The 22,321-nt window shown below is 39.6% G+C and carries 18 protein-coding genes and 1 tRNA gene; 4 read left to right on the top strand and 15 right to left on the bottom strand.

What is annotated here, in order from left to right; all coding sequences use genetic code 11:
- Positions 1-94 precede the first annotated feature (94 nt).
- The 6 genes from ACZ5V8_RS06735 to ligA form a co-directional block, all read right to left on the bottom strand.
- Positions 95-427, bottom strand: coding sequence for a zinc ribbon domain-containing protein YjdM (locus ACZ5V8_RS06735; RefSeq protein ID WP_464217169.1), 333 nt, complete (start codon positions 425-427; stop codon positions 95-97).
- Between the two features lie 87 nt (positions 428-514).
- Positions 515-964: a hypothetical protein gene (locus ACZ5V8_RS06740; RefSeq protein ID WP_464217170.1), complete on the bottom strand. Its 450-nt coding sequence runs from the start codon at positions 962-964 to the stop codon at positions 515-517.
- A gap of 28 nt (positions 965-992) precedes the next feature.
- The gene (msrA, locus tag ACZ5V8_RS06745) at positions 993-1,493 is read right to left on the bottom strand and encodes a peptide-methionine (S)-S-oxide reductase MsrA (protein ID WP_464217171.1); all 501 of its coding nucleotides are present in this window, start codon (positions 1,491-1,493) and stop codon (positions 993-995) included.
- Positions 1,494-2,579, bottom strand: a complete 1,086-nt coding sequence (locus ACZ5V8_RS06750) for a 5-(carboxyamino)imidazole ribonucleotide synthase (protein WP_464217172.1) — start codon at positions 2,577-2,579, stop codon at positions 1,494-1,496.
- Between the two features lie 102 nt (positions 2,580-2,681).
- Positions 2,682-3,020: an endonuclease domain-containing protein gene (locus ACZ5V8_RS06755; protein ID WP_440617739.1), complete on the bottom strand. Its 339-nt coding sequence runs from the start codon at positions 3,018-3,020 to the stop codon at positions 2,682-2,684.
- Positions 3,021-3,289: 269 nt separating this feature from the next.
- Complete coding sequence (gene ligA, locus ACZ5V8_RS06760; RefSeq protein ID WP_464217173.1) at positions 3,290-5,326, bottom strand: NAD-dependent DNA ligase LigA; 2,037 nt, start codon at positions 5,324-5,326, stop codon at positions 3,290-3,292.
- Positions 5,327-5,508: 182 nt separating this feature from the next.
- On the opposite strand from ligA, the gene purT reads away from it, so the two are divergent.
- Entirely contained in the window at positions 5,509-6,711 is a 1,203-nt protein-coding gene (purT, locus tag ACZ5V8_RS06765; RefSeq protein ID WP_464217174.1) for a formate-dependent phosphoribosylglycinamide formyltransferase, read from the top strand.
- Here purT and ACZ5V8_RS06770 read toward each other — a convergent pair.
- Positions 6,683-7,933: a glycoside hydrolase family 5 protein gene (locus tag ACZ5V8_RS06770; protein WP_464217175.1), complete on the bottom strand. Its 1,251-nt coding sequence runs from the start codon at positions 7,931-7,933 to the stop codon at positions 6,683-6,685. The two genes, purT and ACZ5V8_RS06770, sit on opposite strands and share 29 nt — an antisense overlap.
- Positions 7,934-8,323: 390 nt before the next feature.
- Between ACZ5V8_RS06770 and purL the strand changes: the two genes are divergently transcribed.
- The 3 genes from purL to ACZ5V8_RS06785 all read left to right on the top strand — a co-directional run bounded on the left by purL (position 8,324) and on the right by ACZ5V8_RS06785 (position 13,054).
- Positions 8,324-12,211: a phosphoribosylformylglycinamidine synthase gene (purL, locus tag ACZ5V8_RS06775; RefSeq protein WP_464217176.1), complete on the top strand. Its 3,888-nt coding sequence runs from the start codon at positions 8,324-8,326 to the stop codon at positions 12,209-12,211.
- Between the two features lie 122 nt (positions 12,212-12,333).
- Positions 12,334-12,546: a type II toxin -antitoxin system TacA 1-like antitoxin gene (locus tag ACZ5V8_RS06780; RefSeq protein ID WP_440616532.1), complete on the top strand. Its 213-nt coding sequence runs from the start codon at positions 12,334-12,336 to the stop codon at positions 12,544-12,546.
- A complete protein-coding gene (locus ACZ5V8_RS06785) occupies positions 12,539-13,054 on the top strand; it encodes a GNAT family N-acetyltransferase (RefSeq protein ID WP_464217177.1) in 516 nt (171 codons plus the stop codon). Before ACZ5V8_RS06780 ends, ACZ5V8_RS06785 begins: the two co-directional genes overlap by 8 nt.
- Before the next feature lie 15 nt (positions 13,055-13,069).
- On the opposite strand, the gene miaA is transcribed toward ACZ5V8_RS06785, so the two are convergent.
- From miaA to tig, 8 genes are all read right to left on the bottom strand, one after another.
- Entirely contained in the window at positions 13,070-13,993 is a 924-nt protein-coding gene (gene miaA / locus ACZ5V8_RS06790) for a tRNA (adenosine(37)-N6)-dimethylallyltransferase MiaA (protein ID WP_464218723.1), read from the bottom strand.
- A gap of 19 nt (positions 13,994-14,012) precedes the next feature.
- Positions 14,013-15,755, bottom strand: a complete 1,743-nt coding sequence (locus ACZ5V8_RS06795) for a SurA N-terminal domain-containing protein (protein WP_464217178.1) — start codon at positions 15,753-15,755, stop codon at positions 14,013-14,015.
- Between the two features lie 138 nt (positions 15,756-15,893).
- Positions 15,894-15,969: transfer RNA gene (locus tag ACZ5V8_RS06800), tRNA-Val, on the bottom strand.
- 17 nt (positions 15,970-15,986) lie between these two features.
- Positions 15,987-16,295 (bottom strand): HU family DNA-binding protein, encoded by a 309-nt coding sequence (locus ACZ5V8_RS06805; protein WP_440616578.1) that lies wholly within the window; start codon positions 16,293-16,295, stop codon positions 15,987-15,989.
- A gap of 120 nt (positions 16,296-16,415) precedes the next feature.
- Positions 16,416-18,767, bottom strand: coding sequence for an endopeptidase La (gene lon, locus ACZ5V8_RS06810; RefSeq protein ID WP_464217179.1), 2,352 nt, complete (start codon positions 18,765-18,767; stop codon positions 16,416-16,418).
- Positions 18,768-18,778: 11 nt separating this feature from the next.
- The gene (clpX, locus tag ACZ5V8_RS06815) at positions 18,779-20,089 is read right to left on the bottom strand and encodes an ATP-dependent Clp protease ATP-binding subunit ClpX (RefSeq protein ID WP_464217180.1); all 1,311 of its coding nucleotides are present in this window, start codon (positions 20,087-20,089) and stop codon (positions 18,779-18,781) included.
- Positions 20,090-20,170: 81 nt separating this feature from the next.
- Positions 20,171-20,782 (bottom strand): ATP-dependent Clp endopeptidase proteolytic subunit ClpP, encoded by a 612-nt coding sequence (gene clpP, locus ACZ5V8_RS06820; RefSeq protein WP_464217181.1) that lies wholly within the window; start codon positions 20,780-20,782, stop codon positions 20,171-20,173.
- 146 nt (positions 20,783-20,928) lie between these two features.
- Positions 20,929-22,245: a trigger factor gene (tig, locus tag ACZ5V8_RS06825; RefSeq protein WP_464217182.1), complete on the bottom strand. Its 1,317-nt coding sequence runs from the start codon at positions 22,243-22,245 to the stop codon at positions 20,929-20,931.
- Positions 22,246-22,321 lie beyond the last annotated feature (76 nt).

Below are 22,321 nucleotides of genomic sequence, written 5' to 3' on the forward strand. Positions count from 1 at the left end.
GTACTTAAATGCGAACCTCACACCTTAACACTATACCTAACAATAAAAAATGCTCAAACGGTATCTGTTTGTATATTCAAAGATTTATATAGCTCTATACTTTTTTCACAAACTCCGACTTCAATTTCATCGCACCGATGCCATCGATTTTACAATCGATATCATGATCGCCATCCACTAGCCGAATATTTTTAACTTTTGTGCCCACTTTCACGACTAAAGATGAACCTTTGACTTTAAGATCCTTAATCACAGTGATGCTATCACCATCTTGTAAAGGCGTGCCATACGCATCTTTTTTGACATCAGGGGCTTCTTCTATATCAGCATTGACTTGCCATTCATAAGCACATTCAGGGCAAACAAATATTTCTCCGTCTTGATAAACATATTCACTTTGACATTGTGGGCAATGAGGTAATTGCATGAACTTTTTCCTTATTTTATAACAACATAATTTTATAACAACATAGCTGCAACTTATTTATACATTAATGGAATAGCTATATGCAATCTAGTTGTCAGCTAATCTCTCATTAAACTCAAAAAAACTCTCAAGCACGATTTGATGCAATAAGTCATCACAGGACTCATTGTAATAATGCGCCAGCTTATCCAATGACTGTTGGTAATATTCCTCTGATCTTGCTAAATTGCTTATCTCAAATTTCTCCATCAACTCCAAATAAACTTGTAAGCGAATCAATGCCTCATCTGCTGATGCTGTTGAGAAAAACACCGGTGCCTCATCGTCATCAGATTCCCCTGCGATAATGCATACACCATACAATGATGATTTATCCTCTTGATTAATAATCTGAAAATCAACGGTCAAGTTCCAATCCAAAAGCTCACCCAACTGATCTGCCATATCATCAATCATGCGCATTTTCTCGCGCACTGTTTGGCTTAAATCATAATAGTTTTCGATATTCTCATTTATTTCAAACATATTCTTTCTCATGCTATTGCTGTTTATTTTTCATTTATCGTTAATCAAATCGTCTCACACGTCGATGACAGACATGCAAATGAGGGTGTTTATTAAAATACTGTTGATGATAGTCTTCAGCCAACCAAAACGGGTGAAGACTGGCATCAATCAATTGTGTTGCAATCGTTAAACCCTGAGTCTCAAGATAATTAATGACTTGCTGGCAAATTGCTTTTTCCGTGTCATTTGTATAGAAAATCGCACTTAAATATTGCGAGCCAATATCGACACCTTGACCATCTTGTTGCGTTGGATCATGAATCTCAAAAAACAATTTCACTAAAGCCTCATAACTGACAACACTGCGATCATACTCAACTTTAACGACTTCTAAATGCCCAGTTTGCCCTGTTTTCACATCATGATAATTAGGATTCAATGTTTTGCCCGCCATATAGCCAACTGCCGTTTTGATAACGCCTTTTTCTTTCGCAAAGTAATGCTCGACACCCCAAAAGCACCCTGCCGCAAAATAAGCAATATTTAGCTGATCTGACACTTAAAATTCCTCCAAACACGGTTTTGCCTTAATATTTTGATAGATCATATTAACACTATTAATAAATGTTTCTAGTTCATTATCAACAATATTAATGTGACCCATCTTGCGTCCGTCTCTTAAGCTCTTGCCATAACTTTTGGCATAGCCATTAACAGGTAATTGTATATCTGGCACATCTTCAGCAATGAGATTAATCATTACTATATGTTGCGCTAATGTTTTGATCTCAACAACGTTTTCACCACTGATTGCGCGCATATGGTTTTCAAATTGGCTTACATTAGCACCATTGATTGACCAGTGCCCTGAATTATGCACCCGAGGTGCCATTTCATTGGCAAAAAGCTGATTATTTTTAACAAAAAACTCAACAGCAAAGGTACCGACATAATCAAAGTGCTCAAGCAAACGCTTCACCGCTTCTTGCGCGTCAATACTTAGCTCATTATTGTCAATCAACACATGCGTTTCGCGCAAGATACCATCACGATGCTCATTTCTGACCAAAGGATAAAAAGCAATATGCCCAAACTGATCACGTGACGCAATTTGTGATACTTCATAATCAAATGGCACAAAGCTCTCAGCAATAAGAAGATGCTCACCTAAGGTGTTCCACGCTTTTTCTAAACATTCCGGTGTTTTAATTATAAACTGCCCTTTGCCATCATAGCCAAAGCGTCTTGTCTTAATAATAAACGGTAAGCTTAATAATTTGGCAGCTTTTTGAAGTTCAGCGAAAGAATCCACTACCATATACTCATTGGTATTTATATCAAATCGTTTAAAATTATCTTTTTCTAACAGACGATCTTGTGCTACACTTAAGGCTTCAATTGACGGAAAGACACGCGTTTTTTGTGATACTGCCTGCAACAAATCAACCGATATATTCTCAATCTCATAAGTCACAACATCATAATTTTTAAGCTTCTCCTGCCACAGGTTTATCTCCTCAACCGTACTTTGACCATAGCGATCAATGTCTGGCAAAGGATATGTATCAATACTTACATTTAAATCTTGAGCACTTTCAATCAGCATCTGTGCTAGCTGTCCATTTCCTAATATTGCGATTTTCATTTTTTTAATACCCTAAGTTTATTCCACAAAATAATAATTTAATCACCTCTCCCCTTGCGGGAGAGGTCGCATTGTGTAGCAATGTGGGTGAGGGGGGATATCTCACTGCTGTAACGCTTGATAAATATCTGCCAATACATTTTCTGTCTCTTTTAGTATGTCATGATTCCAAAAGCGCAAGACTCGATACCCTTGTTCACAAAGATACATTGATCTTGATGCATCATATTTCTTCTTGTCAATTTCATTGTGCTGAGCACCATCACACTCAATAATCAGTCTTTTTTCAAAACAAACAAAATCAACAATATAAGATCCAATAATCACTTGACGCCTAAACTTATATCCTGACAATTGCCGATTTCTAAGATGATACCATAACGTAACCTCTGCATCGGTTTGTGAAGTTTTTAATTGTTTTTGAAAAGATTTAATATTCACCCCCTCACCCGCCAAGCAAAGCTTGCCGACCTCTCCCGCGAGGGGAGAGGTAACCCCCGGTAGCTAGACAAATGTAATTTAATCATTACAGCACCAACCATTAGTACACATCATTTCTTACGTCAATTTACAGATATTTACTTAATTCTCAAGCCAATTATTGTCCTAATTGCTTTCACAAGAGGATGATCTAATCACCTCTCCCCTCGCGGGAGAGGTCGTATTGCATCGCAATGCGGGTGAGGGGGTGAATATCATTGATCAGTTTACTATAGTTCATCCTCACTGATTACCTTAATACCAAGCGCTTGCGCCTTAGCTAATTTTGAACCGGCCTTTTCCCCTGCAATGAGAAAATCAGTTTTGCTTGACACGCTACCACTACACTTAGCACCCAATGCTTCAAGCTTCTCTTTAAGCTCATCGCGCGTAAACTCAGCAAAGCTGCCAGTAATTACAACGGTTTTACCAAAAAATGGACTATCAACAATAGTTTCCAACACTGCATTCTCAGTTTTCTGGGGTTCAATAATCGTAATACCCGCATCAATCAGCGCGTCAATCAGTTCGATATTTAAAGGATCTTGCCAAAAAGCTTTAACATGATTTGCCATTACCTCACCGATATCATAAATCGATATCAACTCCTCAAGGGTGGCATTTTTAATCGCCTCTAATGATCCAAAATGATTAGCCAATGCTTTAGCACTGACCTCCCCGATATCCTTAATACCAAGCGCATAAATAAACCGGTTTAATTGCACTGTTTTGCTTTTCTCCAAGGCATCCAATAAATTAAGCGAAGATTTACGCCCCATACGTTCTAATTGACTTAGAACGGGTAAGCTTAAACTATACAAATCAGCCGGCGTTTTAACAATTTCTTTATCGACTAACTGCTCAACGATTTTATCCCCCATGCCATCGATATCCATCGCCTTGCGTGAGGCAAAGTGCTTAATGCGCTCTTTGCGCTGTGCACTACAATGCCAACCCCCCGTGCAACGCGCAATTGCCTGATCGTTAATATATTCAATACTTGATTGACAGACTGGACACACTTTGGGCATAACGATTTCTTGTATTGTATTGGTGTTGCGATATTCAGCTAATGAACGCACTACCTCAGGAATCACATCGCCGGCGCGGCGCACAATCACGCGATCATGGACTTTGATATCTTTGCGCTTGATTTCATCAATATTATGTAATGTTGCATTTGAAACAATTACCCCGCCAACAGCCACTGGTTTTAATCTTGCTACAGGCGTCACCGCTCCTGTGCGTCCGACTTGAAAATCAACGGCTAAAATTTCTGATTCAACTTCTTCAGCGGGAAATTTATGCGCCAGCGCCCAACGTGGTGCTTTGGCAATAAAACCCGCTTTAGTTTGCAAATCCAAGCGATTTAATTTATAGACCAAACCATCAATATCATAAGGCAAATCAGCGCGTTTATGACTCATGCGTTGGTAATAATTAAGTAAGCCTTGCTCACCGTCAACCACTTCAACTTCATCCGTTAATTGAAAGCCCCAAGCTTTTAGTTGCTGCATTAATTCATATTGGGTTTGTGGTAAAGTAAACCCACTATATGCACCAACGCCATAAGCATACATCTTTAATTTACGCTTGGCAGCAATACGCGAATCTAACTGACGAATACTGCCGGCTGCGGCATTTCTAGGATTGGCAAAAACTTTTTCATCACGCGCCTCAGCGGTTTGATTAAGTACTAGAAAATCTTGCTTATTAATGATAATTTCACCACGCACTTCAATCTCTTGGGGCAAATTATCACCTTTTAATTGTAATGGCACATTACGAATCGTTTTGACATTCTCTGTTACCTTTTCGCCTTGAACCCCATCGCCACGAGTTACAGCATAGTCCAAAGCACCATTTTTATAGTTAATGCTAATCGCCAAACCATCTAATTTAGGTTCGCACTCAAAGCTTAAATCATGTTCATTCGTTAATTCAGTTAAACGTTTATAAAACCCTACAATATCCTCATTATCAAAACCATTGGATAGTGATAACATCGGCACCTTGTGCGCAATAACTTCAAAGGCAGTTAATGGCTTACTGCCTACACGTTTCGTTGGTGATAATGAGGTATCTAAAATATCCTGATATTGAGACTCTATATCAACAAGCGCTTGATACGCCTTGTCATATACTTGATCACTCACTATCGGCTCATCCAAAGTGTGATAGGCGTAATTATAACGATTAATTTCATCACAAAGATTTTGATAATATTTTTGAATTTCGGCATTTGTTTTAAAAGATAAATTAGGCATGTCAACAAGGACTTATACAGCATGCGCCTATCATACTAAAAGGGGGACAAGATGAAAAGCAAAAGCCCGTCTCTAGACATAGCTAATCATACTCGCGTTTAATAAAATTCATAACACATCGTCTTAAGCCTTTGTTATCATATGGCGACATCATTGACAGTAAACTATTTGAAGGAATCAAAATGACGATATTAGGTACCGCTTTAACCAAATCACAAACCAAAATCATGCTTTTAGGTGCTGGTGAGCTTGGCAAGGAATTTGCCATTAGCGCACAGCGCCTTGGCATTTATGTTATCGCTGTTGATCGTTATGAAAACGCACCTGCCATGCACATTGCCCACGAGGCACATGTGATTAATATGCAAGATGCCAAAGCGCTACATGCCTTGATTCAAGAGAAATCACCTGATTATATTGTGCCGGAGATCGAAGCCATTGCTACTGACGAGCTTATTAACCTTGAGAAACAAGGCTTTAACGTTATCCCTTGCGCTCAAGCAACCAAACTGACCATGGATCGCCAAGGCATTCGTTCACTTGCTGCTAATGAACTAGGACTGCCTACCTCAAGGTTTGCCTTTGCCAATGACAGGGAAGACTACCTAATCAAAGCACAAGCAATTGGTGTGCCATGCGTTGTAAAGCCTGTGATGAGCTCTTCTGGAAAAGGTCAGTCGATTGTTAGATCGCTTAATGAGATTGAAACCGCTTGGGATCATGCTCAAAGTGGTTCGCGTGGTAACACCCACGATATACAAAAAGTCATTATTGAGGAATTTATTCCCTTTGATTATGAGGTTACCTTACTCACTGTGCGTCATAATAAAGGCACATCGTTTTGCGACCCCATTGGTCATATTCAACAAGATGGTGACTATCGATTGTCATGGCAACCACACGCAATGAGTGATGCTTTATTATTCCAAGCGCAACACATTGCCAAGACCATCACTGATGCTTTAGGTGGGCATGGTATTTTTGGTGTTGAGCTATTTATCAAAGGTGATGAAGTGTATTTTAATGAAGTGTCACCGCGACCACATGATACTGGGATGGTAACGCTTATCTCGCAAAATTTATCCGAATTTGATTTGCATTTACGTGCTATTTTAGGATTACCTATTCCCAATATCGAGACACGCATGCCAAGCGCTTCAGCAGCGATTTTACTTGAAGGGCAATTACAAGCACCAAGCTTCACTGGTTTAAATGAAGGTTTGTCCCAGATTAATACAGATATTCGCTTGTTTGCTAAGCCTGAAATCTCCGGCAAACGTCGCATGGGGGTTGCTTTGGCATATGATACGGACATTGAAACAGCTAAAGCGCGCGCTCAATTTGCTGCAAGCAGTATTAAGATCCATGCTTCATCGTTTCAATAACTGCATGCCAAAGCGGATTGTTTTTATTGTATACATAATATTGATTGGCTTTACCATAGCTTAGATTGGGAAAAAGGTTGGTTTTTTCTTCATCTTTCCAAAACTGCCACTTCATTGGTTTAACCCCAAGCTCATAATTCATACCCGTCCACTCATCGCCACGATAATTGTAAAACGCCCAATGCCAATTATTTTTATTAGCAATACTCACAATATCCTTAAGGTATTGCGCAGCACCCTTTGTCATACGATCAACACCAAACTCCTCCAAAATAATCTGATTACTTGGGATATTATAACGTTTTTGAAAATTAACAATCGGTTGCAAAAACTGCTCAAGTGTTGCCTTATTCCAATCACTAAACGCTTCATTCCCCGTCACTATTTTCCCTGGATAAGCATATTTGCCATTATTGATTTTTCGCGTGGTATAAATATATGGCTCATACATGTGAAAAGCATAAAGAATATTTTTAGCATTAATGGGCTTAAGATACTCCGCAGCAGGTGGCTCTGCGTACCAGCCAGCATCAACAATAATTGGTGTGTTAGGATCAACATGACGAATACGTTTAACCATATAGTCATAAAAGGCATTTAAATCCTCACTTGTGCCAACAACTTTCTTGTAGTAGTTCGTAAAATTAACGTTAAAAATGGCACTATCACCGTTTTTAATCTTTAGAATTTCAGGATGTGGTTCATTCAGAATATTATACGCAACAATATTTGGGTTCGATTTATAGCGTTTAGCAACAGCAGCCCAAAAATCCCCTGCTGCCTGCCAATGTTTTTTATCTTGCCACAATCTTAAATCATCATGATTACCATGCTGCTGCTTCCATACCGAAAAAGGCAGCGATAGGAAACTCAAAATAATCGGAATACCTGTGACCTCTGCATCTTTTAAGTTTTTATCAAAGCTTTTTATTTCAAACGCTGTTAATTGGGTAATATTCTCTAACTTAACCGGATACCCAAGATAAGCATCTATCGGGATACGGAAAAATTGAATCCCCACTTGCTTAGCATCTTGCCAATCTTTAAGTGGTGCGGGATGTCTTCTAAAAAAATTCGCCCCTTTTTTTTGCGTTTGCCAGAAGGTATCTGTCATCGTATTGTTTGCGACAACGTTGGCAAAAGAAGATTGTATTGAAATAGCACTAATCGCGACTGCTACCATCGTTTGCAGCCTAGTTACCCATTGTTTTTTATTTGACATCACAGCCCCTCTTTTGAGTAAAGATAACAATTAAACGTGTAAATGATATCGGTTTATACATACAAATGCATACTTGATTAACATTATTTTCAACAGCAATCTGCAACAAACAATAGCATACCCATCGCAAACCAATTTACAGAATTTTTTGCTTTGTATTTCGCGTACTTCTAATCAGTTGAATTTTGACAATAGTCCTAGTTATTGCCTACAATTAAACTGATTAGAATCAATACAAACTACTTCACAACTAACACCGCAAAATGATTTACGATGGGTATATTGCTCACTATTCAATCCAGATCATAAATAAAATCACATTTTACACTTTATAAATTGCAGCAAATCTATCAGAATATTGACACACAAACCTTCTGCACGAGTGGAAAGATGTTACAACTTTTTGGCAATGACGCATTATCTTCGTTTGATCAACAAAAAATCTTAGCTAAATTACAGGACATTGATCCTCGTATTGAGATGGTTCAAGCGGAGTATATTCATTTTATTGAGCATAGTGATACATTAAATGATGATGAACTAAGTAAACTTTCAGCACTATTAGATTATGGTGATAAAGGACAACTCCTTGATAAACAAGGGCAAACGATAATCATCACACCACGCTTGGGCACAATCTCGCCGTGGTCGTCAAAAGCAACCGACATTGCACACAATTGCGGACTAAATAAAGTCACGCGCATTGAACGCGGTATTGTTTATTACTTGAAAAGCCAAAATATGCTGAATCAAGATGTTTTAAACTTGCTTTCTGCTAAGTTACATGACCGTATGATGCAAACAGTTAACTTCTCGATTGCCGATACCAACCCATTTATCAGTACCCACGCTGTTGGCACACTGCAAACTATTTCACTATTAAGTGAAGGTCGTAGTGCACTAGAAAAAATCAATCTTGAGCTTGGTTTGGCATTATCTGATGATGAAATTGATTATTTGCATGACGGTTTCGTCAACCTCAATCGCGATCCGAATGATGTTGAGCTGATGATGTTTGCACAAGCCAATTCAGAGCATTGTCGACATAAAATTTTTAGAGCAGACTGGATTATTGATGGTCAAGCACAGCCACTTGGACTTTTCCCAATGATCAAAAACACCTATGAACATCACAAAGAAAATACCCTCTCAGCTTATCACGACAATGCCGCAGTCATTGCCGGCTATGCTGCTGAGCGTTTACAGCGTGATGATAATGGGCTGTATCATTTCAAACGCGAACCGATTCATATTCAGATCAAGGTTGAAACACATAATCACCCAACTGCCATTGCCCCGCATCCAGGCGCTGCCACGGGTGCCGGTGGCGAGATCCGTGATGAAGGGGCAACAGGGCGAGGTGCCAAACCAAAAGCAGGGCTTACGGGCTATACCGTATCAAACTTAAATATTCCTCATGATATCCAGCCGTGGGAAACCCCTTACGGCAAACCTGATCGCATCGCCTCAGCATTAGATATTATGATTGAAGCACCTCTTGGTGGTGCGGCTTTCAACAACGAATTTGGGCGACCCAATCTATGTGGATATTTCCGTAGTTTTGAACAAAACGTCAATGGTGAAGTCTGGGGCTATCATAAGCCAATTATGATCGCAGGTGGCTATGGCAATATCAAGGAAGAACATATCGAAAAACGTAAAATCCCTGTCGGTGCTAAGATTATCGTTTTAGGAGGTCCTGGAATGCTGATTGGTTTAGGCGGTGGAGCTGCTTCTTCGGTTAACGCTGGGCACTCTAATGAGGGTCTCGATTTTGCTTCTGTGCAACGTGATAATGCCGAGATTGAACGTCGCGCACAAGAAGTGATTGATAGCTGTTGGTCAATGGGGCTTAATAACCCAATCATTAGCATTCATGACGTTGGTGCCGGAGGCTTATCTAATGCACTACCTGAGTTGGTTGCTGATTGTGAGCGCGGGGCAATTTTTGATCTAAACAAAATTCAAGTGGCTGAAAAAGGTTTGTCACCTTTGGAGATCTGGTGTAATGAATCACAAGAGCGTTATGTACTTGCTATTGCTGAGAATGATTTAACTACCTTTGATAACATTGCCAAACGCGAGCGCTGCCCTTATAGCATTGTCGGTGAAGCAACTGAAGAAAAAACATTGATTCTAAAAGATGATAATTCGAGCACTAATCCAATTCATATGCCACTATCACTGCTTTTAGGTAAAGCACCGAAAACATTAAAAAATGTGACAACCACTGCAAATACTTATAGCAACTGGGATTATAGTAGTATTGATTTACAAGATGCCGCTAAGCGTATTTTACGCTTACCTGCTGTTGGCAGTAAAAAATTTCTAATTACCATTGGTGATCGTACCGTTGGTGGTATGACACAACGCGATCAAATGGTTGGTCCATGGCAGGTGCCCGTTGCTGATGTTGCGGTGACGGCGACAAGCTTTACAGATTATCATGGTGAGGCAATGGCAATAGGCGAGCGCCCAATACTAGCAATGATGAATCCAGCCGCTGCTGCCAGAATCACCATTGGTGAGGCGATTACCAATATTGCCGCTGCCTACATCTATCACTTATCTGATGTCAAGCTTTCTGCCAACTGGATGGCAGCATGCTCACATCCTGGTGAAGATGCCAGACTCTATGAGATGGTCAAAACTGCTGGTATGGAGTTTTGTCCAGCCCTTGATCTAACGATCCCTGTTGGCAAAGACTCATTATCGATGAAAACCAAATGGCATGATGATAATCAAGAAAAATCGGTAACCTCTCCTGTTTCTCTTGTAGCTACTGCTTTTGCGCCTGTGCAGGATATTCGCCGCACATTAACCCCACAATTGCGTTTAGCATTTGAAACCGATCTAATTTATATAGATCTTGGTGTAGGTAAGAACCGTCTGGGCGGCTCTTCATTCGCGCAAAGCTATAATGAGCTTGGCAATGAAACACCTGATATTGAACCCGAGCTTTTGCAAAATTTCTTTGCTGCCATTCATCAATTGGTTAAAGATGATAAGATTTGTGCTTATCATGATCGCTCAGATGGTGGTTTATTTACCACCCTTTGTGAGATGATGTTTGCTGCTAAATGTGGTTTAGATATTGATATTGATGCCCTTGGCGATGATGTTCATGCGACACTCTTTAATGAAGAGTTGGGTGCGGTGATTCAGGTCAGAAACACTGATCGCAGCATCGTGATGCAAGTCCTTGCCAGTTTCCAGCTAAAAGCGCATGCGGTTGGGCGGCCTAATACATCAACCGATGATGCCAAACTGATTATTAGTCACGATATTGATGAAGTTTTCTGTATGACTCGTGCTGAGCTGCAAACACTTTGGTCTGAAACCTCATACCAGATTCAACGTATGCGTGATAATGCACAGTGCGCTGATCAAGAGCATGATCTGATTAATGGTCATAATGATCATGGTCTTTTTGCACAAGTATCGTTTAATTGTAAAGAAAATATTGCCAGCCCTTATCTTAACCTTAACAGCAAACCCAAAGTAGCGATCTTACGCGAACAAGGGGTCAATAGTAATAATGAAATGGCAGCCGCCTTCACGCTAAGTGGCTTTGATGCCATTGATGTGCACATGACAGATTTACAAAATAAGCGCATTAACCTTAGTGACTTTAAAGGACTCGCTGCGTGTGGTGGTTTCTCGTATGGTGATGTACTGGGTGCCGGTGGTGGTTGGGCAAAGTCTATTTTGTTTGACCAAACGCTTTTAGAGCAATTTGCGCAATTTTTCGCACGTACTGATACTTTCACTGTTGGCATGTGTAATGGTTGTCAAATGCTCTCACAATTAAAAGATATCATTCCCGGAGCCACGCACTGGCCACGCTTTGTACGCAACCTTTCTGAGCAGTTTGAAGGTCGCTTATCAATGGTTGAAGTATTAAAAACGCCATCCATTATCTTTGAAGATATGGCAGGCTTAAAAATGCCTATTGTTGTCTCTCATGCTGAAGGACGCACACAGTATCAACAGCAAGATGACTTAAAGCACTTAATTGCCAATGAGCAAACAGCAATGCGCTATATCGACAGCCACAGCAAGCCCACCGAGCACTATCCATTAAATCCAAATGGCTCAGAGGGTGGCTTCACGAGCTTCACATCACTTGATGGACGAGCCACCATCATGATGCCACATCCAGAGCGCGCCTTTAGATTGGTACAAATGTCATGGTATCCCGCGGATTGGAAAAACAAGGATATCGAATACTCACCGTGGATGCGCTTGTTTATGAATGCACGCCGGTGGGTGGGATAAAATCATATTATGTATGGCTCATAAAATCACCTCTACAAATGTACAATTTCAAAGCACCCAACTTGACTTATTTATAAGCCATCTATAGACTTTAGGTATATCCAAGCACTAGGAGTGATACCATGCCTCAAAAAATTACTACTAATATGAGAGCCTCATTAAATACCACAAAGAAGATTATTTGTAATGATGAACGTTTAGAATTAAGTCAGCGTGATAGCTCAAAAGTTCTAAGTTTGCTACAAAATCCACCAAAACCTAATAGCAGACTACTAAGAGCAGTCAGAGAAATGTACATACTAAAAGATAATAAAACTTTCAGCCACCATGGATAATATAGGATGGAACGAAGAACCCATCACAAAAAAACACAATAGGAATACTTTTGACTGTGGTAATGTTCAGCTAAATACATTTTTAAAGCAACATGTGCGGAAGATGGATGAACGTAGCAATGCGAAAACTTATTTAGCAGTTAAACAGGATGACGATAGAATTATAGGATACTATACGCTTTCAATTGCTTCTATATCTTATAGGAATGCCCCTGAAGAAATTAAAAAACAACTTGCAAAATATGATATACCTGTTTTTAGACTCGCAAGACTTGCTGTGGATATAAATTTTCAAAAAATTGGACTGGGCGGACAATTATTATCTGCAGCAGGCAAGCGTTGCTTGAAAGCCTCTACGGAGATTAGTGGGGTCGCTTTACTAATTGATGCTAAGAACGATAAAGTAGCAAATTGGTACGCCAGTTATGGTGCAGTGCCATTACTAGATAACCCATTATCACTCATCATTCCACTAAAAACCTTTGAGGATGCTATGCCACGCATTTGATAGTTTCTCAAATTTCTACACCTTATCAAAAAAACCTAATGCTTGGCTTAACTTGTCTTCAAACATCAAATTAGCATCAATCATAAACATCGGCTGCTGCCAATTACGAATCCAAGTGAGCTGGCGTTTGGCAAGTTGGCGTGTTGCGGCAACTCCCTTGGCAATAAATTCATTATAATCATACTCGCCATCGAGATATTGCCATGCTTGGCGATAACCGACACTGCGCATGGAGGGCAAATCAGCATGCATAAGCGCTAAATTTTTAAGTCCTTCAACTTCTTTTAAAAAACCATTATCTAGCATTTGCATAAAGCGCTTTTCAATCATCTGATGCAAATGTTTGCGATCCCTAGGAACTAATGCACATAACTTAAGTGACTGACCTAAACCACCCTCTTTGGCATTCTCAGCAATAATCTTTGAGTACGGTTGGTCAGTAAGTAATATCACCTCAACAGCACGCTCAATTCGCTGTTGATCATTTGGGTTAAGCTTATTTGCTGTAAGTGGGTCTTTGTGCATCAAGAAGTCATACCAATACGCTAAATTTTGCAATTTTATTGTTTCACGCATCTTATCGTTCGCTTCAGGTAGCTTAGATATACCCTCTTGTAATGCCTTAAAGTACATCATCGTGCCACCAACAAGAAGTACTTCTTTGTTACGCGCATGAATCTCTTGAATCAATTGCTTGGCATCATTGATAAAGTCATTGACCGAGTAATTAAACCATGGCTCGATAATATCAATCAAATGATGGGCAACACCCTCCATTTCTTTAAGTGTTGGCTTAGCTGAACCGATATCCAATCGTTTGTATACCAATGCTGAATCAACACTGATAATTTCAGCATTCATTTTCTTGGCAAGCTCAATGGAAAGTGCGGTTTTGCCTGAGGCAGTGGGGCCTGCCAAAGCATAGACTTTTTTTGAAATAACAGACATGGAAAAATAATTATTGAATCAGTTGATGATTAATCTCAACTTTATATTGTTTCTTTAATGCAGCTAAATAGTCACTTAGCTCGATATTACTATAGTTATTTTGTAGCACTTGTATTGGCAACTCATCGCTGCCATCAATGACTTTTGCTACTTCATATACCCAATAAGACTCGCCATTTTGTGCGAGTTTATATGAATTCAAACCATCACTGAAAATAGCTGTTTTTAACTCTTGGTCAAGCGTGAAATCATTGCGTGAAATAGTTTTGGTTTTTGCCTTCACCGTTTTGACTTCTTTTTTACTTTCTTTCTTATCTTGCAAAGCTTTAAGCATATCTTGTGCTGCTTTTTTTGCTTGCGCTAATGACGCTGTAGCAATATACGCTGTTTTAACCTTAGCTTTAACCTCAGCAAAGCTTAAGGTATGTTTCGGAATCATCTTGTCGACTTTGTAGATAATGCCATCGGTTTGACCTTGAGCAATAAAGCCTTGTGTTTTATTGTGATCAAACACTGCCTCTTGCAATTTAGCATTACCTTCAACACCGGTACTTGTCACATTTTTATCAAATGCCTTTGTTGTAGCAGGTGTTAATTTATTGGCTTTCACTACTTGGTCAAAGCTATTGCTATTAATACTTGTTAATACTTCATTAAACTTGGTCAATGCCGCACGATTTTTAAGAATCTTTTCAATCACGGGCTTTGCCGCTGTTAGTGACATCTGGGCAGGAGCTGTTATTTTTGTTAGTTTAACAAATTCATTATCCGATGTTTCTTTGATTGGTGATTCAAGCGTTAGATTAAACAGTGCAAATTGAGCAAAGCCTGAAGCATCTGCTTGTGATAATGGCTTTATCTGTTCAATTTTAACTTCTTTTAACTCATCAGCTGTTAATGTTTTATTGGCTTTAAGCTTATCAGCAATTGCTTTACTATCTTTAGCCTTTTTATCAATCGTGATTGTCTCGCCAGATCTTAACTCAGGTGACATAAGCGCATCTTTATTGGCTTGATAGTAGCTATTGATTTCACGCTCAGATACCGGCTCTTTGCTCACAAAATCTTGAGATGAGAGTTTTACATAAGATACAACAGCTTGCTCAATTTGCTCATATTGCGCCTTGTGTGCATCATAGTAAGCCTGAAGATCTTTCTCTGTTGGCTTGATCTTACTGGCGTAATCTTTGGCAGCAAAATCATAATAAGTGATTTCGCGCTTTTGCCCCATTAATGCACTTAGTGTTTTTTGCTCATCACTTAATACAAACTCACTTTGCAATAGTGGCGTTACAATACTTGAGGTTAAGAGACTATTGGCAATCAACGCTTTGATATTACCCGCACCACCATAAAGCTTAGCCAACTCATCAAAACGTTTGGCTGAATATTTGCCATTTTCAATAAATGCCGGATTTTGGAAAATCGCAGAGGATACTGCCGATTGTGTGACTGCAATGTGTGACGCTGTCGCATCTTGTTGTAATAATGCTTGATCCACCAATTGATTTAATGTTTTCTCTTGTAATGCTTTTTGATCAAGCGAAGGTTGCGCTTGCATATTTTGCGACAAACTTTGTTGATAGCTGTTTTGCGAGATTTGGACATCGCCTACTTTTGCCACAGATTGGGGTGAAACGCCACCTGAGACAAAAAAGTAACTAATGCCTGTTAATACAAAAACCGCACTCACTGCGATGATGATAATCCACGTTATCCAACCTTTAAATTTATCATTAATCGATTGCAACATATGATACTACTACCTACTTCCATTGAGCTTAAAATTAAGTTGCCACATCTTAGCATGGGATATACCGCTCGTGAATCATTTTGCGGTGTTTAATAGCGAAAACAAAAAAGGCATGCTCAAAGCATGCCTTTAAAGATATGGTGGGTGCTGAGGGGTTCGAACCCCCGACCCTCGCCTTGTAAGGGCGATGCTCTCCCAGCTGAGCTAAGCACCCGCGAGCTGAACTGTATATTAGTTCACTGCGTCTTTCAATAGTTTTCCTGCTTTAAATGAAGGTGATTTAGATGCTTTGATCTTCATTTTTTCACCTGTCTTAGGGTTACGACCTTCACGTGCTGCTCTTTCACGAACTTGGAAGGAACCAAACCCAACAAGTGTCACTGTCTCACCTGCTTTTAACGCCTCAGTTACCGCGTCAGTTGTCGCGTCTAATGCGCGCTGAGCGACATCCTTTGTTACATCAGCTTTTTCTGCGATTGCTTTTACTAGTTCACTTTTATTCACGATGCTTTCCTCTTTCGTTGTTGAATAACTCTTGATTATAAGCGGCTTGCCGCCGCTTAACTCGCCTAAGTTATAGCAAGCACAGTAGCGCACGTCAACACGGTTTATTGCTAATTCATGGTTTTTTAATGTTTTTTTGATATTTTCCCATTTTTTTTAGCTTTTTTTGGTTTTTTTTGAAATCAATGCAAGAGCCAAAACTTCTTCAATTCGCCTCACAGCAATGATTTCCAAACCATCTTTTACATTCTGCGGAATCTCTTGCAGATCCTTTTTATTTTCAAATGGAATTAAGACTGTCGTAATACCACCACGAAGTGCTGCCAAAAGTTTTTCTTTTAAACCACCGATGGGTAACACATCACCGCGCAAGGTGATCTCCCCCGTCATTGCGACATCCTTCTTAACTGGAATACCGGTTAATGAAGACAAAACAGCTGTACACATCGCAATACCCGCACTTGGTCCATCTTTGGGTGTTGCCCCTTCTGGTACATGAATATGAAAGTCACGTTTTTCATAGAAATCATCATCCAAATCATAGTCTTTAGCCATTGTACGCACTACGGTTAAGGCCGCATGAATCGACTCTTGCATCACTTCACCGAGCTTACCTGTACTCTTAAGCTTGCCTTTGCCTGACGTTGCTACTGCTTCAATCGTTAATAGATCGCCGCCAACCTCAGTCCACGCAAGACCTGTCACTTGCCCTACTTTATCCGCTTGTTGTGCTAAACCGAAATCATAGCGCCTAACACCGAGATACTTATCTAAGTTTTTACTGTTAATAGAGACTTTCTTACCATCTTTAGTCGATAAAATATGCTTTACTGCTTTGCGACAGATCTTATTAAGTTCCTGCTGCAAACGACGCACACCCGCCTCACGTGTGTAATAACGAATAATATCTTCGATCACCTTATCGGCAACAGCAATTTCAGTTTCTTTTAAACCATTTTCTTTAATCGCTCGTGGTAGTAAATAGTTTTTGGCAATATTCTTTTTCTCATCTTCGGTATAACCTGATAGATAAATAATCTCCATGCGATCCCTTAAAGCTTCAGGGATATTTAAACTATTGGCTGTGGCAACAAACATCACATCAGATAAATCATAGTCAACATCAAGATAATGATCATTGAAAGTGTTGTTTTGCTCTGGATCTAATACCTCAAGCATTGCAGAAGAAGGGTCGCCACGAAAATCAGCTGACATCTTATCGATCTCATCTAATAGAAAAAGCGGATTATTGACCTGTACTTTATCGATTTTTTGCATAATTTGCCCAGGTAACGCGCCAATATATGTACGTCGATGACCGCGAATTTCCGCCTCATCTTTAACACCTCCCAACGCCATACGCACATATTTGCGTCCTGTGGCTTTAGCAATCGATTGCCCCAGTGACGTTTTACCAACACCCGGAGGCCCCACCAAGCACAAAATTGGACCTTTAAGCTTACGCATTCTTTGCTGCACAGCAAGATATTCCAAAATACGCTCTTTGACCTTTTCAAGACCATAATGATCCGTATTTAAGATATCTTCAGCTTGCGCTAAATCTTTTTTGACTTTACTACGCTTTGACCATGGCAGTGAAGTGAGGGTTTCTATATAGTTACGTGATACGGAGGATTCGGCTGATGATGGCGGCATCGCTTTGAGCTTCTTAAGCTCAGAGAGTGCTTTTTCGGTTGCCTCTTTTGACATCTTAGCTGTATCAATTTTTGCTTTTAATTGCTCAAACTCTTCAGCCTCATCGGCATCACCCATCTCTTTATAGATCGCTTTGATCTGTTCATTGAGATAGTATTCACGCTGATTACGCTCAACTTGCGATTTAACACGATCCTTGATATTGCGCTCAAGCTCTAACACATCGGTTTCTGCCATTAGTAGCTTTAACAACAAAGATGCACGTTGCTGCAAGCCTTCGGCTTCAAGCACTTCCTGTTTCTTTGCGACAGTTGCATGCGCTTGCGCGACCACGGTGTCAATAATCCGCATTAAATTAGTATCTGACAAAATTGACGACAAAATCTCTTTTGGAATCTGACCGTTCATATCTGCCAAGTTTTTAAAGCTCGACAAAATGGCACGGATAAATCCGCTTTCATCAACATCACTTAAGTCATTTTTTGTTTCAATCAACTCAATTTGAGCAGCAATAAAAGGCGTATCTTCATAATATTTAAGCACCTTGGCTCGGCGAACACCTTCAACGAGAACCTTGCAAGTACCATCTGGCAACTTCATCAATTGCAAAATCTTAGCATAGGTTCCTGTGGTGTGTAAGTCCTTGACTTTCGGGTTATCAACATCATCAGACTTCTGTGTCATCAGTAAAATTTTTTGCCTTGTTGCATGTGCTTCACTAATTGCAGCAATCGATTTTTCTCTACCGACAAAAAGTGGCACAGCCATATAGGGATAAACGACGATATCTCTTAATGGTACAACAGGTACTAATTCTTCAACATTTTGTTTATCATTAGAATATAATTGCATGCAAGTTAACCTTATTGAGCTGAAGCTAATCTAAATTGCGCTTGATCTTTTAATACAATTAATGGTTCTTCTTTGCCATTGATTGCTGCCTCATCAATGACGACCTTGTCAACATTTTCAATTGATGGCGCCTCAAACATGATATTAAGTAGCGCATTTTCTAAAATTGAGCGTAACCCGCGCGCACCTGTTTTGCGCTTAACGGCTCTATGGGCTGCTGCTTTAATCGCTTCAGGTGTAAACTCAACATTCACTTCTTCAATTTCAAATAGCTTGGTATACTGCTTGATCAAAGCATTTTTCGGCTCGGTCAAGATTTTGACCAACGCTTCTTCATCCAGCTCTTCTAAAATAGCCATTACTGGTAAACGACCAATCAACTCAGGAATTAAACCGAACTTCACAAGATCCTCTGGCTCAACCTGTTTAAGCAGACGGTTATGTGACGCCTGATCGTTTTTACCAAAAACATCCGCACCAAAACCAATACCCGATTTCTCAGTACGCTGCTGAATCACTGATTCAATACCAGCAAATGCACCACCACAAATAAACAAAATATTTGCTGTATCGACTTGCTCAAGATCCTGATTAGGGTGCTTTCTGCCACCTTTTGGTGGAACAGAGGCAACGGTGCCTTCAATCAACTTCAATAAAGCCTGCTGAACACCTTCGCCAGAGACATCCCGTGTAATCGATGGGTTTTCTGATTTACGTGCGATTTTATCAATTTCATCGATATAAATAATGCCTCGCTCTGCCTTTTTGGCATCAAAGTCTGCGTTTTGCAGAAGCTTTTGAATGACATTTTCAACATCTTCACCAACATAACCTGCTTCGGTTAAGGTGGTAGCATCAGCAATAGCAAAAGGAACATTAAGCATTCTTGCTAACGTTTGTGCCAATAGTGTTTTACCTGATCCTGTTGGACCCAGCAGCAATATATTACTCTTTGATAATGTCACATCATCATCTTGCTTTTGCTTGTTATAAATTCTCTTGTAGTGGTTATATACCGCTACCGATAAAACTTTTTTTGGTGCATCTTGACCAATGATATACTCATCAAGATGTTTTTTAATGTCAACAGGCTTAGGCAAACTCTGCTTACCCTCAGCCGTTGATAAATCAGGCTCTTGTGTTCCATCTTGCGGACCACCTGTTTTGATGATGCCCTCGCATAAGGTCACACACTCATTACAAATATAAACAGAAGGTCCTGCAATTAACTTACGTACTTCTTGTTGTGATTTCCCACAGAATGAACAATACAGCGTGCGGCCATTATCACCATCACCGTTGCCACGTCTTTTTCTTGGCATATTTTCCTCTCTAAAAATAATCAAAACTATAAACGCCCACCGAGTTGCGGGCGATTAGGTAGAAATTCAAGCTTTTATTTTTTATTTAATACCTGGAATATGCGCTCTTGATTCAATCACCTGATCAATTAGACCATATTCTTTTGATTCTTCTGCCATCATGAAATTATCGCGATCTGTGTCTTTCACCGTTTGCTCATAAGATTGACCGGTATGACGCGCTAGCACATGATTCAAGCGTTCTTTAATTCTTAGCATATTACGCGCATGAATCTCAACATCAGACGCCTGACCTCTAAAACCACCTAACGGTTGGTGAATCATGATTTGCGAATGTGGCAAACTATAACGCTTACCCTTTTCGCCTGCTGCTAATAAAACGGCACCCATACTTGCTGCCAAACCAATACAAATTGTGCTTACATTAGGCTTGATAAACTGCATCGTGTCATAAACACCCATACCTGCGGTGACTGAACCACCTGGTGAGTTAATATAAAAATAAATATCTTTATCTGGATTTTCAGACTCTAAGAATAATAATTGAGCAATCACTAAGTTTGCTGATGTATCATTGACTTCACCATTTAAAAATATAATGCGCTCCTTTAATAAACGCGAATAAATATCATAAGAGCGCTCACCACGCGATGTTTGTTCAACAACCATAGGAACTAAATTATTTGTAATCATATTTTCACCTTATATCCATATTGCAAGTGTATTTACACTGACAAGTTAATAATAAAAAAGCCACAAACGTGGCTCTTAGTTTAAGTCGATTATTTCATTTTCTCCAGTGCTTTACTGGCACAAATTGCATTGTTTTAATTCATTGATTAAGCCATGCCACCTTGTGGTAAAACTTTTTTGATCAATTCAAAGAAATCTTCTGTTTTTTCAGTAGATTGACCTTGCTCAACCACCCAATCAACTAGCTTATTTTCAACAACAACGTTTTTGATGTTTTCTAGTTCTTTCTTATTACTGTTAACATGATCACGCACTTCTTGCGCATCTTCATAAACAGATGCCATCTCTTCAATCACCGCGTCAATAGCTTCTTGATCGGCTTCAAGTTTTTGATCACGTACAATCGCTTGCAAAATCAAACCAAGCTTGACTGACTTTTCAGCCTTCGCCTTGAATAAATCATCAGGAATATCTTCCGCCTTCATTTTTGACTTGGCACCACCCATGCGTTCAATTAGATCCTGTTTAGAGCGATCGATTTCACGTTGTACAAGCGCTTTAGGCACATCAAAGTCAATAATATCGACTAACTGATCAAATACTTGCGTTTTAATGGTTTTGTTAATCGCATTTTTTAGCTCACGCGCCATATTTTGCTTAATCTCAGCATAAAACTCATCAACACCACCCTTGATACCAAACTGTTCAACAAACTTGTCATCAATCTCCGGCAATTCAGCTTCTTTAATATTTTTAACCACGATGTCAAACTGTGCAGCTTTGCCTTTTAGCTCATCATTTTGATAATCTTCAGGGAAAGTTACATCAATGGTTTTTTCTTCATCTTTTTTCATGCCGATGATACCATCTTCAAATCCTGGGATCATTTGACCTGAACCAATCGTCACTTCAGAAGCATTGGCTGAACCACCTTCAAAAACTTCACCATCAACGCGCCCCACAAAGTCAATAGTCACACGATCATCAGCTTGCACTTCACGCTCAACCTCTTTCCAAATAGCAAGCTGCTTACGCAGATTACTGATCATTTGCTCAGTTTGCGCGTCACCTAGTTCAACTACTGGTTTTTCAACAGAAACTTTATATAAATCTTTAACAACCACTTCAGGGAAAAGTTCAACATTAACATTAAACTTAAGCGCTTCACCTTCTTTGTTATTGAGAATTTCAATCTCTACACCTGCTGCATTTAATTTTTGCTCGTGAATTGCCTGCGTATATTTATGAGGTAAAACATCACCTAATACTTCAAAACGCACTTGCTCACCGTACTTTTTCTTAATCATACCCGCTGGTACTTTACCTGGTCTAAAACCATCCACCTTCGCTGTTTTAGCGATACGCTGAATACGCTTTGACACCTCCTTATCAATCTCAGTTGCTGGTAACTCAATATTTAAAACGCAATGAATGCCTTCTTTTTTTTCAACAGATACTTGCATTACTAATCCTTATTTGTACTCTATTATATTTTCAAGGTTTAAAATTCAGGGTCAGAGTTTATATTTTGCCCGCTCA

The organism is Cysteiniphilum sp. GTC20157, assembly GCF_055396795.1.